Origin of the sequence: Desertimonas flava (assembly GCF_003426815.1) — a bacterium.
Lineage (GTDB): Bacteria > Actinomycetota > Acidimicrobiia > Acidimicrobiales > Ilumatobacteraceae > Desertimonas > Desertimonas flava.
Genome location: NZ_QKYK01000027.1, coordinates 1 through 17572, shown reverse-complemented (window position 1 = coordinate 17572; position 17572 = coordinate 1). Strand labels below are relative to the sequence as shown.

Below are 17572 nucleotides of genomic sequence, written 5' to 3'. Positions count from 1 at the left end.
AGGACGTCCCGTTCACGATGCCTCGTCCGAGGCGACGGCGTCGAGGAGCTCGTACTCGTCCACGGCGTTGATGCCGTCCTCGAACTCGATGATGCCGAGCCCGGTGAACTGCTCACGCAACCAGCCGTCGCCGGCGTCGAGCAGCCCGAGCTTCTTGCAGTTGGGCACGATCTTGGAGAACAGCATCTGCTGGAACACGAGCTGGTTGGGATCCTGGTTGGCGTCGAGGAACGACAGCACCGCCTTCGGGTCGGCCCCGAGCCGGGCGAACACCTCGCCGCCGCTGAAGCGGCGCTTCAAGCGCACTGCTGCCTCGTAGGCGAACTCTTGGCGCTCACGGATCTCGGCCGCGCCCAACCCGTCGTAGAGCTCCTTCAACGAGAGCACGCCGAACGCGACGTGACGGGCTTCGTCGCTCATCACGTACCGGAGCAGTTGCTTCAGCAACGGCTCCTGCGACAGCATGTGCATGAACCCGAAGGCGGCGAGGGCGAGGCCTTCGACCATGATCTGCATGCCGAGGTAGGTGATGTCCCAACGCCCGTCCTCGACGATCGTGTCGAGCAGGCCCCCGAGGTTGTCGTTGATCGGGTACGCCCCGTCGAGCTTCTCGTCGAGATAGCGGGCGAACACCTCGACGTGGCGGGCCTCATCCATCACCTGCGTCGCCGCGTAGTACTTGGCGTCGATCCACGGCGTGGTGGACGTGATGAGTCCGGTACAGACGAGGGCGCCCTGCTCGCCGTGGAGGAACTGGGAGAGCGTGAACTTCTGCTGCTCGACCTGGAACACCTGCCAGTCGGCGGCTCCCCACGAACGCAGCGGGGAGTCGGGGTGACCCGACAGCACGCCGAAGCGTTGCGCGGCGCTTCCGGAGGCGGCGAGCTTCTCGGCGTCGACCTCGATGTCCCACGGCAGGTCGTTGCCGTTCCACTGTGACGTCTTGGCCTTCTCGTAGAGCTTCACGAGGGCGTGGCGGCTGCGCTCGTAGTCCCAGGTCATCAGCACGTCGCTGTGCAGATCGATGGCGTGGAGCACCTCGTCGAGCACGGCGGCGTCGATCATCGCGTCGGCGGTCCGGTCGCCGGTGTGGTGCCCGGGGCTCGTGGTGGTCGCGCTCATCACAAGGAGAATAACGGTCATTCTTTAGTGCGTCGAGTCGTGGCGCGCGTTCGCGCGACACCACGATGTTCACCGTCGATCCCGAAGGCCCGCTCAGTACCGTGACGACGGCGGGGGTGGCCACGTACCGGGCGGCGGGGCCGGAGCCGAGGCCGGATCGCTCGGCGGCGGCGGCACGTCGATCGAGGCGCCTTGGGCGACCCCTGGTTCCGACTCGCCGGCGGCATCGGACGCATCGGCCCGGTGGGCCTTGGCCTCGGCCTTGGCGGTACGACGGTCGTGGACACGCGTGCGCAGCCGCCCCGCGGCCTTGCCCGACAGCGACGTGATCGTGACGCCCGGGGCCACCTTCGGCAGCACCAGCGCGTAGAGCAGACCGCCGGCGCAGAGCAGCCCCACCAGCAGCGCGCCCACCGAGCCGGACATGACGATGACCACCGGAACGAGGCCGGCGATCGCCCAGCCGAACTGGAATCGCGTTTCGAACGAGGCGAACGCCCGCCCGCGGTTGGCGGCGGGGGCCTCCTTCTGCAGGATCGCCTCGAAGCCCATCCGGCCGATCGCGGCCGCGAGGCTGGCCGAGAACGACAGGATGACCAAGCCGCCGGTCCCGCCCACGACCGCTGCCGCGAAGCCGGCCACGCCGGACAGGCCGAGCGAGCCGAGCAGCATCAGCCGCTCGCTCAGTCGCCGGCGCACCCGCACAGCGACCGCGTTGCCGAGGAAGGTGCCGATCGCTCCGGCACTCACGGCCGTGCCGTACGTGGCCAGATCGGCGCCCTGTTCCTTGAGCACCATGGCGATGAGGAAGAACACGAAGCCCACGACGGAACGGAGCAGCACCATGACCAGCGAGCCGAGCTGGATGGCCGAGGAGTGGAGTTGGAGTTGCTCCTGATCGTCCGCGGCGTTGGAGGCCACGACATCGGCCGACAGCCACGTGGCGGCGACCAGGGCGACGAGGAAGATCAGCGCGGCGTACACCAGGATCCCGCTGCTGCCGAGTGGGGTGAGACGGATGATGCCGGCGGGCAGGACGGCGACCATGCCGACGATGCCGCTGATCAGGCCGAGCTTCGAGTTGGCCTCGATCAGGTCGCTCTCGCTGCGGACCACCGACGGGACGAGCGCCGACTTCGACACGATGTACGTCTTCTGCAGGACCAGGGCGATGAAGACGAGCGGGAACAGCACGACGTCGTCGACGAAGACCGCCATCACGATCGAGAGGACGACGCGCGAGATGCCGACGAACTGGATCATCGCCCGCCGGCCGCCCGCGATGCGATCGAGAAGCGGGCCGATCAGCGGGGCGAGCACGAGGAACGGTGCGAAGCTGATCACGAGGAACAGCAGCACCTTGTCGCGGGCGGCCTGCGGGTCGACGGAGAAGAACACGGTGTCGGCGAGGGCCACCACCATGGCCGCGTCGGCCCCCATCATCGCCGCGTGGACGATGGCCAGGCGGCGGAACGGCGAATAGTCCTCGAGCGGAATGGTGCGGCCCGCGAACGTCGTCGGCGCCTCTCTCACGAGTTCGGAGCCTAGGGCTCGAGGCCGCGTTCGTGTCGCCGTCGGCGGATGCCGCCGACCGCGCCCGGCGCGCCGCGCGACTCAGCTGCGTTCGTATTTGTAGCCGAGGCCGCGGATGGTGACGATGCGGCTCGGGGCGGAGGGATCGGGCTCGATCTTGCCGCGGAGCCGCTTCACATGGACGTCGAGCGTCTTGGTGTCACCGACGTAGTCGTTGCCCCACACGCGGTCGATCAGCGTCTCGCGCGGGAGGACGCGCCCGGCGTTGGCGAGCAGCACGTGGAGCAACTCGAACTCCTTGAGCGGCAGCGTCACGGCGTCTCCGGCCACGCTGACCGTGTGCTCCTCGGGATCGAGTACGACGTCGCCGACCTGGATCGCGGCGGGACCCAGCTCTCCGGCGTCGTCTCCGGCCGCCCGGCGCAGGACGGCACGCATGCGGGCGACGAGCTCGCGGAGACGGTACGGCTTGGTGACGTAGTCGTCGGCGCCGACCTCGAGGCCGACGACGGTGTCGATCTCGGCGCCCTTGGCGGTGACCATGATGATGGGCACCTGGCTGCGCTTGCGCAGCTGGCGGCAGACGTCGATGCCGCTGACCCGGGGCAACATCACGTCGAGGAGCACGAGATCGGGCTTGACCGCGTCGAAGCGGTCGAGGGCCTCGAACCCGTCGCTCGCCACCTCGACGCGGAAGCCTTCGCGCTTGAGCCCGATCGTCAGCGCCTCGACGAAGCTGATCTCGTCCTCGACGACGAGGACAGTAGGAATCGCGGTGGTCATGGATTCTGCTCCGTGGGACGTTGGGCCTCGACACGAACGGGCGCCTCGGCGCCGTCACCGGGCGGGATGTGGAGCGGAATGCGGAGGACGAACGTCGACCCCTCGCCCTCCTGCGAGGACACCAGCACCTCGCCACCGTGGTTGTGCGCCACGTGCCGGACGATCGACAGGCCGAGCCCGGTGCCGCCCGTGTCCCGGCTCCGAGCCTTGTCGACGCGATAGAAGCGTTCGAAGATCCGGCCGTGGTCGGCGGCCGGGATGCCGATGCCCTGGTCGGCCACCATCAGCTCGGCGAACGCTCCCTCGACGAGAACCCTGACCTGCACGCTGGCGCCCGGTTCGGAGTACTTCACGGCGTTCTCGACGAGGTTGCCGAGCGCCGACACGAGCTGGCGCCGGTCGCCGACGATGCGGACCTCGTCAGGCACGTCGAGGACTGCCACGTTGGTGCCCTTGGCCTCGGCGAGCCCCCTGGCCCGCTCGATCGCCCCGGCCACGAGGTCGTGGACGGACACCGGATCCCGCACGGGTTCCTCGCCGAGCTCGATCCGCGAGAGCTCGAGCAGGTCGTCGATGGTGCGGGCGACGCGATGTGCCTCACCCACCATGCGCTCGGCGACCCGGTGGATCACGCCGACGTCGTTCTCGTCGGCCAGCGCCTCGGCGAGCACGGCGAGCGCCCCGACTGGAGTCTTGAGCTCGTGGCTGATGTTGGCGACGAAGTCGGTGCGGACCGCGTCGACGCGCCGCCGGTCGCTGACGTCCTCGATCGTCGCGACGGCCGCACCCTCGGGCAAGGGCTCGGCCGACACGACCACGGCCACCTGGGGCGGACCGTAGAACTCCAGGGTGCGCCGGGAGTCCTCGCCGTGGAGCGCTCGCAGCAGCGCTTCTTTCACAGCGTTGTCGACGAGGAGGCCGGTGTGGGTACCGGCCATCGAGTTGGCCCGCCGGTTGCGGTAGCGAATCTCACCGGAGCGGGTCATCACCACCACACCGAGGGCGAGCTTGTCGACCACCGAGGACCAAGCCGGAACCCCCGCGGGCGGGGAGGCCGCCGGCGACGTGCCGTCATCGACCGCCGCGCTGATCCCGGTACCCGGCGTCGGGTCGACCGCTGCCCGCGGCCCGTGAACCGATGCCTGCTCGTCCCGTTCCACTCGGGCCCTCGGGGTGGGCGCAGGAGCCGCCGGGGGTTGCGTCTCCGGCGCCACGCCCGGTGCAGGGCGGCGGCGCGCCACGAACATGGCCATTGCTCCGGCACCCACCAGCGCACCCACACCCACGGCCAGGGAGGCGAGAACGAAAGTCACGGTCCCGCCAGACCGTTCACGTCAGATCGCTCGTCACGTCGACGACCTCATTCCAGGTCACTCGCGGCCTGGCGCTCGGCGTAGCGAGCGGCACCGTCCTTCTCGGGCACCCATCCCGTGACGACGTAGCGCACACGCTCGCCGATGTTGACCGCGTGATCGCCGATGCGCTCGTAGAAGCGGGCCACGACGGCGAGCTGGACGGCGACCTGGAGATCGATCGTGCTTTCGGAATGGCTCTGGAAGATGGCCTGCACGAACTCACGTTGGAGCAGGTCGAGATAGCCGTCCATGTCGGCGAGAGCGGCGGCGCGGATGGCGTCGTCGTTGAGGTAGGCCTCGGTCGCCTCCTTGAACAGCTGCTGGGCCTGGTCGCCCATCTTCTGGATGATGCCCCGCAGCCGGGGGTCGAGGCGCTGGCCGTAGATGCGCCGGGCCGCCTTGCAGATGTTCACCGCCAGGTCGGCCGAGCGTTCGACGTCGGCGATGATCCGCAGGGCGGCGACGACCCGTCGCAGGTCGGACGCGACGGGCGACTGCAGGGCGAGCACCTCGTAGCACTCCTCCTCGAGCAGCAGGGCCCGCGAGTCCATCTCGTCGTCGGCGCGGATCACGTATTCGGCCCCTTCGAGATCCTGGCTGAGGAGGATCTCGGTGGCCCGGGGGATGTTCTCGGTGACGAGGGCGGCGAGGCTGGCGATGCGGTCGCGCAGGTCGTCGAGCTGGCTGTGGAAGGAGGTGCGCAACTCCGTCTTGGTCACCGGCTCACCGGACTCGACGGTCGGCCCCAGGTCGGAGCTGTCGAACTGTGGGTCGGCCATCACCCGAACCGCCCCGTGACGTAGGCCTCGGTCCGTTCGTCGCCCGGGTTGGAGAACATCTTGGGCGTCAGGTCGAACTCGACGAGACGACCGGTGCGCCGATCGCTCTCGGGGTTGATCTCGGTCGTGAAGAACGCCGTGCGGTCGCTGACGCGGGCCGCCTGCTGCATGTTGTGGGTCACGATCACGATCGTGTACTCGTCCTTGATCTCCTGCATCAGCTCCTCGATGCGGGCCGTGGCGATCGGGTCGAGCGCCGAGCACGGCTCGTCCATGAGGATCACCTCGGGCTCGACGGCGATCGCCCGGGCGATGCAGAGCCGCTGCTGCTGACCGCCCGACAGTCCGAGACCCGACGACTTCAGCCGATCCTTCACCTCGTCCCACAGGGCCGCTCCCCTCAGCGACTTCTCGACGATGTCGTCGAGCTCGGACCGCTTGCGGGTCCCGGCGAGGCGGGGGCCGTAGGCGACGTTGTCGTAGATGCTCTTGGGGAACGGGTTCGGTTTCTGGAAGACCATGCCGATGCGGCGACGCACCTCGGTCGAATTGACCCCCGGGTCGTACAGGTCGACCCCGTGGTAGGTGAGCTTGCCCTCGACCTTGGCGCCGTCGATGAAGTCGTTCATGCGGTTGAAGCAGCGCAGCACCGTGGTCTTGCCGCAGCCCGATGGTCCGATGAAGGCCGTGATCTCGTGCTGGAGGATGTCGATGGTCACCTCCCGAACGGCTCGGAAGTCGCCGTAGAGCACGCTGAGGTCATCGACGTCGAAGACGGTCGTGCCCTCGGCGGGCTCCGCCCGGTCGACCGCGGTCGAGCCCTCGGGGCCCAGCTGTATAGGTGAGGAATCCGGCATGATCAGGTCGTTTCCTGTTTCCATCGTGGTCTCGCTGGCCGTGTGTTCGTTCATCGTGCGTACCTGCGTCTCAGTTCCCAACCCGGCGGCGCTCGAATCTGTTGCGCAGCATGATCGCCGCGGCGTTGAAGATCAACACGAGGATCAGCAGGAAGAGCCCGGCTGCGGCGGCCGAGTTGGCCCAGGTGATGGGATCGTTGGGGTCGTTGGGGCGGCCCGACCAGTTGTAGATCAGCATCGGGATCGCCGTGAACGGGCCGTCGAGGCTGGTGCGTGGCAGCAGGCCGGTGATCGCACCGATGATGATGAGCGGCGCGGCCTCGCCCAGGGCCCGGGCGATCGACAAGACGACGCCCGTGAGGATTCCCGGCGCCGCGTACGGCAGCACGTGGTCGCGAGTGACCTCCCATCGCGCGGCTCCGACGCCGAAGCCGGCGTCTCGCAGCCCCTGGGGAACCGAGCGGATCGCCTCCATCGTGGTGATGATCACCGTCGGCAGCACCAGCACCGACATCGTGAGGGCGGCGGTGAGCACCGTCTCGCCCTGAGTGACGGGTTCGAGCCACTCGACGAAGATGATCAAGCCGAGCACGCCGTACACGACCGCCGGCACGCCGGCGAGGTTGCGGATGTTGACCATGATCACCCGGGTGAACGGGTTCCGGGCGTTGGCGTACTCCTCGAGGTAGATGGCGGCGGCGACTCCCATCGGCACCGCGATGATCAGCACGCCGAGGCCGATGAACACAGATCCGTACAACCCGGGCCAGATGCCGACCTTGCCGGCCTGGGAGCCGATGGTGTCGGTGATGAAGGCCCCCGGATGGTCGCTGACCACGGGCCACGCGTCGGTGACGAGCTGGACGATGAGCGTCAACAGGATCAGCATCGTGATCCCGGCGGCGAGGAGGAGGACGATGAGGAATGCGAGGCCTCTCACGTCGCGGTCCCGCGTCGTCAGGCGTGCGGCGACGAGCTCTCGGGCGGCCGCGGCGGCCGATGCCGGCGTTGTCACGAACGCCATGAGGCTGCTCTCCTCGCGAGACGGCGGACGGGGCCGGTCGGGGTCGGCGACATCAGTACTTCTGCCTGACTCGCTGGACGAACCGGTCACCGACCAGGTTGAGACCGAGCGTGATCATGAAGAGCAGCAGGCCGACGAAGAACAGCACTTCCTTCGGAGCATCGCCGAGCACCTGGTCGGTGCCACCGGCGGCGCTGGTCATCGCCGCGGTCATGCTCATCCCCGGCTCGAGCGGGCTGAATCCGGGACGGGGCCCGGAGCCGTCGTAGCCGCCGGCCATCGTGGCGACGAGCGTCTCACCGATCGCTCTCGACACGGCGATGATGAAGGCGGCGACGAGACCGGAGACCGCTGCGGGAAGCACGACCTTGACGACGGTGGTCACCTTGCGGGCGCCGACCGCATAGCTCGCTTCGCGGAGGGAGCCGGGAACGGCCGAGATGGCGTCCTCGGAGACCGACGCCATGATCGGGATGACCAGGATGCCGATGCCGATGCCGGCGGCCAGCATCGTCTTCGGCGACGTCGGGTCGAGGAAGCGGTTGACGATGTCCGGGGCGACGAAGCTGAGGACGAAGAATCCCACCACCACCGACGGGATCCCGGCCAGCACCTCGACGACGGGCTTGACGATCTGGCGGACTCGGCGCGGCGCGTACTCGGACAGGTAGACGGCGGTGCCGAGGCCGAACGGCACGGCTACGACCATCGCCACGACGCTCATCACCAACGTGCCCTGCACGATCGTGAGGAGGTCGAACCGGCTGCGTCGCGGGTACCAGCCGGTGTCGACGAGGATGCCCCAGTCCCAGTCGATGGCCGACAGGAAGTTGAGCGCGCCCCGGACCAGGACGAACACGATCAGCAGGCTGACCAGGACCGAGGCGAGGGCGGCGCCGCGGAACAGCGTCCGCATCGCGCTCTCCTTGCGCCGGCGCGATCTGCTCCCCTGGAGGTCGGCGACGGTCAACATCCGCCGGCGCCTCCGTGGTGCGACGTTCTCATGATGCAATGGTTCCTTCGTCGGTGGCCCGGCGACATCGGGGCGGGACGGGTGCGGTGAAGCGGACGGACGAGCCCTGCTGCACGGACACGAAGTCTCGCAGCAGCAGGGCTCGTCGTCATGGACGGTGGGGTCCGGCGATCAGGCCGTCGTCGTGGCCGGGGCGGCCTCGGTGCCGGCCGGCGTGTTGGCGCGGGCGGCCCATGCCTCCTGGCTGGCAGCGATGCGCTCGGCAGGGAGGTCGACGTAGCCGGCGGCGCCGACGAGCGCCAGGCCGGCCTCGGACACGTACAGGTCGACGTAGCTGGCGACCGCCGGGTTCTCCTCGGCCTTGTCCACGTTCACGTAGATGTACAGGCTCCGCGAGAACGGGTACGAGCCATCGGCGATCGTCTCGGGCGTCGGGGCCACACAGCCCTCGCCGCCGTCGATCTCGATGGCCTTCATGCGCTCGGACTCGGCGGCGTAGTAGGCGTAGCCGACCCAACCGAGTGACGTGTCGCTGCCCTCGATGCTCTCGACGATCAGGTTGTCGTTCGGGCTGGCGGCGTAGTCCGGCCGGGTGAAGACCGAATCCTCACCGACACGCTCCTCGGCGAGCTCGGCGATGGCGAACTCGACGAACGTGTCGTACGTGCCGCTCTCCTCGCCGGGACCGGCGATCGTCAGCGGCGCCTCGGGGAAGTCCCCGGCGAAGGCCGAGCCGACCTCGGTGGCCAGCTCGGCGGCATCGCTCCAGTTGCCGAGGCCTTCCGACTCCGGACCGAGCAGGGCGTAGAGACCGGGAACATCGAGACACGTGATGGCGTCGTTGTTCGGGCTGGTGGCCACGGTGAGACCGTCGATTGCGACCTCGAGCTCGACGAAGTTGATGCCGTTGTCGGCACAGGTCTGGATCTCTTCGTCCTTGATCTGACGGGAGGCGTCGCTGATGTCGGCGCCACCCTCGCAGAACGTGGCGAAGCCGTCGCCCGTGCCCGGACCTTCGACCGTGGTGGCCAGCTCGCCCCCCGAGAGCTCGAGGGCGAGCTCGCCGACGCGGATGGAGATCGGCTCGACGGTGGACGATCCGGTGACGAACACGTCGCCGGCAGCCAGCTCACCTTCGAACGCGGGGGCTTCGCCGCCCGCCTCGGTCCCGGCCGGGGCCTCGCTGGCGGCGGGCTCGGTGGGGGCAACGGTGGCCGACGCCACCGCACTGCTGGCGGCGGCCAGGACCAGGGAACCGCCGATGGCTGCCATCAGCTTGCGACCCCGGGGGGCCTGGAGAATGTTCACGCGTGGTGCTCCGTTTCGTGATTGGTGGAACGTGTGGGCATCTGGTGGGCGCGACCGGGGGAGGCGCTCGTCGGGCACGGTAGGGAGCACAGGTGACGCGCCGAGCCGACGTCGGTGAACAGGAGGTGAACGCACGCCAGACAAACGGCGAAGGCCGTCCGGGTGAACCGAGCAGCCCAGCGTCCCCCGGACGGACGCCGTCGGGACCGGTGTCAGCCGCTCGGTCGGTCTACTGCGACGACTTGATGCCCTGCCTGTGGACGACCCACTGGTACAGGCGGGTCTGAGCGTTCGGTTCGAAAGCGTCCGGCGCGCCGCACCGCAGCCACGAGTCGTCGGATTGCAGCTCCCAGCGCACGATGTCGTCGGCGAGCAGGAACTCGAACACCGTGTCGAGCCATTCGCGGTGCTTCGGGTGCTCGATCGGCACCAGCACCTCGACGCGGCGGTCGAGGTTGCGCGGCATCAGATCGGCCGAACCGATGAGGTAGTGCGGCTCACCGTCGACGCCACCGTGGGCGAAGCGGTAGATGCGGCTGTGCTCGAGATAGCGACCGAGCACGCTCCGCACGTGAATGTTGTCGGACAGGCCGGGGACACCGGCCCGCAGGCAGGAGATGCCGCGGATGACGAGGTCGACCCGTACCCCGGCCGCGCTCGCCCGGTACAGCGCTTCGGTCATCTCGGCGTCGGCGATGGCATTGGCCTTGACGGTGATGTGGCCCTCGGATCCGAAGGCGATCTCGCGCTCGATCAGCTCGAGCAACCGCGGGCGCAGGTCTCGCGGCGCGACGAGCAGGGTGTGGTAGGTGTCGTCGCGGCTGTAGCCGGTGAGGTGGTTGAACAGCTTGGCGATGTCGTCGCCGATGTCGTCGTCACACGTGAGGATGCCGAGGTCCTCGTAGATGCGAGCCGTCTTGGTGTTGTAGTTGCCGGTGCCGATGTGGCAGTAACGGCGCAGCTGATCGCCGTCGTCGCGGACGACGAGAACGCACTTCGAGTGGGTCTTCAGTCCGGCCATGCCGTAGATCACGTGGACACCCACGCGCTCCAGTTGCTTGGCCCAGTTGACGTTGTTCGCTTCGTCGAAGCGCGCCTTCAGCTCGACGAGCACCGCGACCTGCACGCCCCGTTCGGACGCGCGGATGAGGGCCCGCATGATCGGGCTGTCGCCACCGGCGCGGTAGAGGGTCATCTTGATCGACTGCACCCGCGGGTCGGTTGCGGCCTGCTCGATGAAGGCCTCGATCGACGTTGAGAAGCTCTCGTAGGGGTGATGGACCATGATCGCCCGGTCCCGCATGACCGACACGATGGGTCGCTCGGCCTCGAGGCCGCTGGCGATGCGGCCCGGCGTGATGGGCGGCCAGAGACGGTCCTTGAGGTCGGGACGCTCCTGCCCGTGGAGCTGCCAGAGGAACCGGAAATCGAGGGGCCCGCGGAGGCGGTACACGTCGTTGGGATGCAGGTCGAGCTCACGGACGAGCAGATCGAGCATCTCGTCGCCCACCGAGTCGGCGATCTCGAGCCGCACGGCGCGGTTGAAGCGGCGCCGCCGCAGCTCCATCTCGACCGCCTCGAGGAGGTCGTCGGCCTGCTCCTCCTCCACCGTCAGGTCGGCGTTGCGGGTGACGCGGAACGCCGCCGACTCGTCGATCACCATGCCGGCGAACAGCGAGCCGAGGTGGGCGATCACCAACTCCTCGGCGGGCAGGAACCGTGTCTCGTCGATGGGGATCAGGCGCGGGAGCAGGTCGGGAACCTTCACCCGGGCGAATCGTTGGTCACCGGTCTCGGGGTCGCGGACGAGCGCGGCGATCGACAGGGCGAGATCGGAGATGTACGGAAACGGGTGGCTGGGATCGACGGCGAGCGGCGTGAGGACCGGGAAGATGCGGTCCTCGTAGATCTCGGTGAGAGCCTTGCGGTCGACGGCGGACAGGTCGTCCCACGTGACGATCGCGAGACCGGCGTCGGCGAGCGCGGGGGCGAGCTGCTCGGACCAGATGCGCTCCTGCGTGGACGTGAACTGGCGGACCCGCTCGGCGATCGCGCCGAGCTGCATCGCCGCCGTCCGCCCGTCGGGGGTGGGCTCCTCGATCCGCGCCGCCACCTGGTCCTTGAGGGCGGCCACGCGGACCTGGAAGAACTCGTCCAGGTTGGACGAGGCGATGGCGCAGAACTTGGCCCGTTCGAGCAGCGGGATCCCTTGCTCCGTGGCGAGGGCGAGCACGCGGTCGTTGAAGTCGATCCAGCTCAATTCCCGATTGATGAACCGCGGATCCATCACCCCATTCTCGCCCGTCGCACCTCCCATCGCGTCCACAAGTTCGGCGAACACCCGATGTCGCGCCCTGAATGCCCGATGTCCCCGACCCGCAACTCGACAAGTGCGCCGGTGCGAACCGCTCAACGGGCCGGCGCCGAACGGTCGCGGGACGACCAACGCGCGGGCGCCGAAGGGGGATGCTCGAAGGGGGATTCCCCCTTCGATGCGGCGATCAGCGCAGCTTGCTGCGCCGCCGCATCTTTCCATTCTTCAGTGCGAGCGCAGCGAGCTCAATTCAACTCGCCGCAGGCGAGCGAGGAGCGCAGCGACGAAGCGAGCCGAGGACGAAACGCTCGCCGAGGACGAATCAGTCCTCCGGGATGCCGAGGTCCCATTCGAGGGAGATGAGCTCGCGCTCGGCGTCGCGGACGATGCGCTCGCGGTTGCGGCGGAACTGGGGATCGTCGCGGGGCAGCAGGACGAGGCGGGCCAGGACGCGGGCGCGGAACTCGTCGAGCACGGTGCGGTCACCCCAGTCGCCGTACACCTCCCAGTGCGGCGACACCGGGCCGAGGTAGACGATGCGGGCGTGCGCCCGCGGCGGCAGGTCGGCAGGGGCGACGTCAGACATGGCAATCGAGGCTACCGCTGCCCTCAGGCGTTGCCGCCGCCCGGCATGCCGCCGCCCGACCCAGCGCCGCCGGTTGCGGTGGTGATGTCGACGCCGACGGCGAGCGTGACGAGGTAGCCGGTGGCCACGTCGCCGCTCACGGTGGCGAGCTGGGTCCGCGCCGAGTCGTCGGCGAAGATCCCGTCGCTCTCGAGGGAGACGCCGGCCAGGTTCGCCACCGAGGTCTCGTAGCCGGGCTCGGAGTAGACGACGTGGCAGACGTCCTCGGGGAACGCCAGCTGCGACGTGGCGATGGCGTTGGTGGAGTCGACGATGCTCGCCTCGTCGGGGTACACCTCGAAGTGCACGTGTGGCCAGCGGCCGGCGTAGCACCCCGGGAAGATGGTCGCGAACTGCACCTTGCCGTCGACGTCGGCGATCTGCACGCCGCGCAGGAAGTTCTCGTCCTCCGCGCCCTGCGAATACATCGAGTAGAGACCGTCACGGGTGCAGTGCCAGGCGTAGACCGCCACACCCTCGAACGGGATGCCGCCGTTGGCCAGGTCGTAGACGGTGAACTCGAGCGTCAACGGCACGCCCCCGGCTACACCGGTCGCTCCCCCGAAGCTCCTCGTGATGTCGGGGCGAACGATGCCGCTCTGCTCGAGGATGTCTGGCCCGTTCGAGCCGTCACCGGGATACGGCCCCGCCGTCTCCTCGGGGATCTCGACCGTGGGGGTGGATGTTCCGTCGCCGGGTGTGGTGGACGCCAGCGCGCCGGCGCCCCGCATCAGGATGCCGACGCCGGCGGCGCCGGCTCCGGCACCGAACAGGGCGAGGACACGCCGGCGGCTGGCGACGGTGCCGAGGTCGAACGCCAGGCCCTGGTCGACGAGCTGCTCGTCTGGCCGTGGGAGCGAGCGTCCCTCGTAGGTGCGGCGGCGGGAGATGCGAGACACGAAATCCTCCGTTCGTTCGGGAGCGGCCGCCCGGCAGGTTCCGGTGCGGTGGTGGCAGCCACGGTAGGACTCGACGCTGAGCGGCCGACCTGGGCCGGCTGAGAGCTTCCCGAGAGCCGTGGCCGCTCGAGACGCTCAGAGAGCGGAGCTCGGCCGTCCCTGCACGGGGGCTGCGCCCCCGCACCCCATCGCCGCCGGGCTCGCTGGCGCTCGCGCCGCCGGCCGGCCTCGCTTCGCTCGGCCGTTCGGTGGAGGCAAGCGGCCGGCTTGGTACTTCCGGCCGATTTCCCATCGATCCGCCATCGGTTCATGACAAGATCGTGCGGGTCATGTTACGGTCCCATGACACGTGCATCTTCACAGCGAGCGAATCAATGTGAGTACGACTCGCCGATTCCGGGAACCGTTCCCTGGTCCGGATCGTCCAAACCACCCAGACGACGGCACCGAACTCAGACCAGCTCGCCGAGCACACCTCCACATCGACCACCTCATCGCAGCCCCAACCTGACGATCGCACGAATCGAGGACGACATGCACGACAACACCGCAGCCCCCATCGACCCAGCCTCGATCGACACGGAGAGCGCGACGGCCTGGATGATGCAGGGCAACTGCCGCCTCTATCCCCCGGCGACGTTCTTCCCGAGCGACGGCGTCGGCGTCGACAAGGCCCGCAAGATCTGCGTCGGCTGCCCCGTCACCGAGCCCTGCCTCGACTACGCCCTCGAACACCGCATCGACCACGGTGTGTGGGGCGGGTGCAGCGAGCGTGAGCGCCGCCGCATCCTCAAGCGCCGCCGCCTCGCCGTCACCTCCTGAGCGGCGTCGACCCCCAACGAGCCGGCCATTGGCTGGGCCAACTCTCGACGCGCCGAAGGCCGACCCGCACGGGTCGGCCTTCGGCGCGTTCCGGATCAGTGCGCCCGTGGCGCCCCGAGCTCGGTCAGCTCTTGGAGACGCTGGAATCCGAGCTGGAGTCGGACGACGAGGACTCGCCCGCGGATCGCGAGCCTTCCTCGATGCCGTCCTTGAACTCCTTCTGCGCCCGTCCGAGGTTGCGGGCCAGCTTGGGAATCTGGGAACCGCCGAACAGGACGAGGACCACCACGAGGATGATGATGCCCTCGGGGCCACCGATGTCGAAACCGATCATGTGGTCACGCTACACCCGCTGCGGTCGCGACGACAGGGCGGGGGCCCGGAGTCGGAGGATTCTCCGTGAGTTCACCGCGCCGACACGCGGATGTCGGACGTCGGAGCGGGCGTCAGGCGCCGACGACGCTGCGGGCGGCCTGGGCGCGCTGGCGGCGAATGCGTCGGCGCTCACGCTCCGACAGGCCGCCCCAGATGCCGAACTTCTCCCCATTCTGCAAGGCGAACTCGAGGCACTCGCCGCGGACGACGCAGCCCCGGCATACCTCCTTGGCCTCACGGGTGGAGGCTCCTCGCTCGGGAAAGAAGAGATCGGGGTCGACGCCGAGACAGTTGGCGCTGTCCTGCCAGCCGTGGTCGTCCGGGTCTCCGGCGGATTCGAGAAAGTCGTACATGATTCGGACCCCCTGCTTGTGGTCCTGCTGTTGGTCGCTATCGGGCGCTGATGTCGTCAACGTTGGAGGCGGAGTGCCTGTTGACCGGAGCGAATCCGAGCCCAACCGACAACCCACCTCTTGTGTCAATCCCCGCGACATGCGTAGGTCCCACCAGGCACCTACGATGTCACGACGACGTAATTACGTGCTTGTAATTGTCGCATACCACATCACGTTCGCGCAAGGGGACATTTCGCGAGGCGGTGAGCAGGGGTTTCAGGTCCCGACCGATCGGGACGAGACGTCAGCTGGCGCGACGCCGCGACGACTGCTGCCGGCGGTTGGCGATGAAGTCGACCAACACGTAGTCGCCGAGGTTCTCCGGGGTCGTGAAGAAGGCACGGCCACGGTTGATCTCCGTGATGCGCTCCACGAATCCCTTCAGCGACTGGGACGTGCCGAGCATGAACGTGTTGATGCGGATCCCGGCGCGGGTGCACCGCACGACCTCGCGCAGCGTTGCCTCGACGGTCTCGGCCACCGGGGGATACCGGAAGAAGACGTCGCCGTCGGGCGTGATGTGAGCCGTCGGCTCGCCGTCGGTGACCATGATGATCTGCTTGGTGCCGTGCTGGCGCCCGAGCAGGTTGCGGGCCAGCGTGAACCCGTGGTGCATGTTGGTGCCGTAGACGTAGTCCCAGCTCGCCTCGGGGATCTGCTGCGGACGGATCACCCGCGCCGTCTCGGAGAACACCACCACGCCGAGGTAGTCGCGCGGGAACTGCGTGGAGATCAGCGAGTGCAGCGCCATCGCCACCTTCTTCGCCGGAACGAAGCGCCCCTCCATCGGCATCGACATGGACAGGTCGAGCATCAGCACCGTCGAGGCGCGCGAGAGGTGCTCGGTCTCCTCGATCTCGAAGTCGTCGGGCTGGAGGCGAACCGGCAGCCCGGCCGCTCGGCCTTCCTGACCCCGGCGGACCAGCGCGTTGCGGATCGTGCGTTGGAGGTCGAGCCGGAAGGGGTCGCCGTACTCGTAGGGCTTCGACTCGCCGCTGCGCTCGTGCCCCATCCCCGTCTGCGGCACCTGGTGCTGGCCGATCTGATCCTTGGTGAGGTTGCTGAACAGGTCACGCAACGCGTTCGATCCGATGGTCCGCATCCCGTGCGGCGTGAGCCGCAGGCCCTGCTCGGTCTGCTCGATCAGGCCGGCCTCGGCGAGCTGGCGGCTGAGCTTGGACAGCTTGTCGAGCGACCGGGCGGCGTCGTCGCCGAGCAGGTTGCGCACCTTGTCCATGTCGGCCTCGGCCAACGCCGTCGGCGACGTGACGCCACGCATCAGGCCCTCGAGCTGGGCGAGGTCGCCGAGCTCGGCCATCGTCTCGACGGCCTCGCCCATGCCGAGCGGATCGTCGCCGCCGAACTCGTAACTCGACCCCCAGCCCATCTGCGGCATCATCGACCGCAGGTTCGAGCCGAGCTGCTCCATCTGCCATTGCAGGTCCATGTCGCCGAGGAGTTGCTCGGACAGCTGCTGCAGCTGCGCCCGTTGCTCGGGCGTCATCGAGTTGAGCATCGCCTGCATGGCCGCCATCCGCCGGGCCATCGTCTCGAGCAGCTCGTCGAGGTCCTTGGGGTTCTCCGGAAAGAAGTCGCCGTGCTTCGCCATGAACTCCTCGAAGCCCGGGTCCTCCCCGCGCTGGCGCCGCTCGAGCATCTCGTTGAGATCGGCCAGCATGTCCTTCATGCGGGCGATCGACTCCGGCGTCATCTGCTGCATCGAGCCGGCGACCTGCTCGAACATCTGGTTGGCGAGCTGCTGGCGGAGCCGGTCCATCAAGGCTTCGAACCGGCCTTCGGCCTGGGGCGACGTGAAGTCGTACTGCTGCAGACCGTTCACCTTCCCGGCCAGGTCCTCGGGCAGGAGATCGAGCCGCAGCATGCGCTCGGCGGCCGAGTCGGCGGCGATGTCGGCCCGTCGCGAGTCGCCGGTGCGCTCGGCGGCTGCCCGCGCCTCGCTCAGCGAGTTGTCGATGGCGTGGCGCTCCTCGTCGACGATGTCGTCGAGCTCCCGGGCGATCTCGTCGTACACGCCGCCGAGGTCGTAGCGGTCGAGGCGCTCCTGACGAGCCTTGCGGAGCCGATCGAGCAGCTCCCGGAGTCCGGCGAGCTGTTCGCCGTTGCGATCGCGCAGCCCGTCGTTCATCAGACGGCGCATCGCGGCGGAGACGTCGCCGTGCTCGATCAGGTCGTCGGTGAGCTCGCCGAGCAGATCGTCGGCATCGAACTCGAACCCGCGCTGCGAACCGTCCCAACGGGAGTAGCGATATCGCCCCGGCATGTAGTCACACTAGTGGTCTGTCGTCGAGTTGGTGAGGTGGATCGCGCCGCTGGGCTCGTCGCTGGCAAGGCGCGAGGACGAAGGAATACACCCAGTCTTTCGAGGACGAGCAACGCAGCCAGCGGCG

At 68.6% G+C, this 17572-nt stretch carries 16 protein-coding genes; 1 reads left to right on the top strand and 15 read right to left on the bottom strand.

Features of this window, described 5'->3' with window-relative positions; genetic code table 11:
• Positions 1-12: 12 nt before the first annotated feature.
• The 12 genes from DN771_RS22650 to DN771_RS22595 form a co-directional block, all read right to left on the bottom strand.
• The gene (locus tag DN771_RS22650) at positions 13-1122 is read right to left on the bottom strand and encodes a ferritin-like domain-containing protein (protein WP_116999845.1); all 1110 of its coding nucleotides are present in this window, start codon (positions 1120-1122) and stop codon (positions 13-15) included.
• 93 nt (positions 1123-1215) lie between these two features.
• Positions 1216-2655, bottom strand: a complete 1440-nt coding sequence (locus DN771_RS22645; protein WP_116999844.1) for an MFS transporter — start codon at positions 2653-2655, stop codon at positions 1216-1218.
• Between the two features lie 81 nt (positions 2656-2736).
• Complete coding sequence (locus DN771_RS22640; protein ID WP_116999902.1) at positions 2737-3426, bottom strand: response regulator; 690 nt, start codon at positions 3424-3426, stop codon at positions 2737-2739.
• An 8-nt stretch (positions 3427-3434) separates the two neighbouring features.
• On the bottom strand, positions 3435-4751 hold the full coding sequence (locus DN771_RS22635; protein ID WP_191912170.1) for a sensor histidine kinase: 1317 nt from the start codon (positions 4749-4751) through the stop codon (positions 3435-3437).
• Between the two features lie 47 nt (positions 4752-4798).
• Positions 4799-5572 (bottom strand): phosphate signaling complex protein PhoU, encoded by a 774-nt coding sequence (gene phoU / locus DN771_RS22630; protein WP_116999842.1) that lies wholly within the window; start codon positions 5570-5572, stop codon positions 4799-4801.
• Positions 5572-6453: a phosphate ABC transporter ATP-binding protein PstB gene (pstB, locus tag DN771_RS22625; RefSeq protein ID WP_116999901.1), complete on the bottom strand. Its 882-nt coding sequence runs from the start codon at positions 6451-6453 to the stop codon at positions 5572-5574. Before pstB ends, phoU begins: the two co-directional genes overlap by 1 nt.
• A gap of 46 nt (positions 6454-6499) precedes the next feature.
• On the bottom strand, positions 6500-7453 hold the full coding sequence (pstA, locus tag DN771_RS22620; protein WP_116999841.1) for a phosphate ABC transporter permease PstA: 954 nt from the start codon (positions 7451-7453) through the stop codon (positions 6500-6502).
• Between the two features lie 52 nt (positions 7454-7505).
• Positions 7506-8426, bottom strand: a complete 921-nt coding sequence (gene pstC, locus DN771_RS22615; RefSeq protein WP_116999840.1) for a phosphate ABC transporter permease subunit PstC — start codon at positions 8424-8426, stop codon at positions 7506-7508.
• Between the two features lie 171 nt (positions 8427-8597).
• Positions 8598-9734 (bottom strand): substrate-binding domain-containing protein, encoded by a 1137-nt coding sequence (locus tag DN771_RS22610; protein WP_116999839.1) that lies wholly within the window; start codon positions 9732-9734, stop codon positions 8598-8600.
• 229 nt (positions 9735-9963) lie between these two features.
• Positions 9964-12021 carry a polyphosphate kinase 1 gene (gene ppk1, locus DN771_RS22605; protein WP_227462451.1) on the bottom strand — a complete coding sequence of 686 codons (2058 nt, stop codon included), beginning with the start codon at positions 12019-12021 and terminating at the stop codon, positions 9964-9966.
• Positions 12022-12370: 349 nt separating this feature from the next.
• Positions 12371-12634 carry a hypothetical protein gene (locus DN771_RS22600; RefSeq protein WP_116999838.1) on the bottom strand — a complete coding sequence of 88 codons (264 nt, stop codon included), beginning with the start codon at positions 12632-12634 and terminating at the stop codon, positions 12371-12373.
• 23 nt (positions 12635-12657) lie between these two features.
• Positions 12658-13572 carry a dioxygenase family protein gene (locus DN771_RS22595; RefSeq protein ID WP_116999837.1) on the bottom strand — a complete coding sequence of 305 codons (915 nt, stop codon included), beginning with the start codon at positions 13570-13572 and terminating at the stop codon, positions 12658-12660.
• Between the two features lie 534 nt (positions 13573-14106).
• On the opposite strand from DN771_RS22595, the gene DN771_RS22585 reads away from it, so the two are divergent.
• Positions 14107-14394 carry a WhiB family transcriptional regulator gene (locus tag DN771_RS22585; protein WP_227462450.1) on the top strand — a complete coding sequence of 96 codons (288 nt, stop codon included), beginning with the start codon at positions 14107-14109 and terminating at the stop codon, positions 14392-14394.
• 124 nt (positions 14395-14518) lie between these two features.
• On the opposite strand, the gene tatA is transcribed toward DN771_RS22585, so the two are convergent.
• The 3 genes from tatA to DN771_RS22570 form a co-directional block, all read right to left on the bottom strand.
• Positions 14519-14728 carry a twin-arginine translocase TatA/TatE family subunit gene (gene tatA, locus DN771_RS22580; protein ID WP_116999835.1) on the bottom strand — a complete coding sequence of 70 codons (210 nt, stop codon included), beginning with the start codon at positions 14726-14728 and terminating at the stop codon, positions 14519-14521.
• A 112-nt stretch (positions 14729-14840) separates the two neighbouring features.
• Positions 14841-15122, bottom strand: coding sequence for a WhiB family transcriptional regulator (locus tag DN771_RS22575; RefSeq protein WP_193615403.1), 282 nt, complete (start codon positions 15120-15122; stop codon positions 14841-14843).
• A gap of 286 nt (positions 15123-15408) precedes the next feature.
• On the bottom strand, positions 15409-17445 hold the full coding sequence (locus tag DN771_RS22570) for a VWA domain-containing protein (protein ID WP_116999833.1): 2037 nt from the start codon (positions 17443-17445) through the stop codon (positions 15409-15411).
• Positions 17446-17572 lie beyond the last annotated feature (127 nt).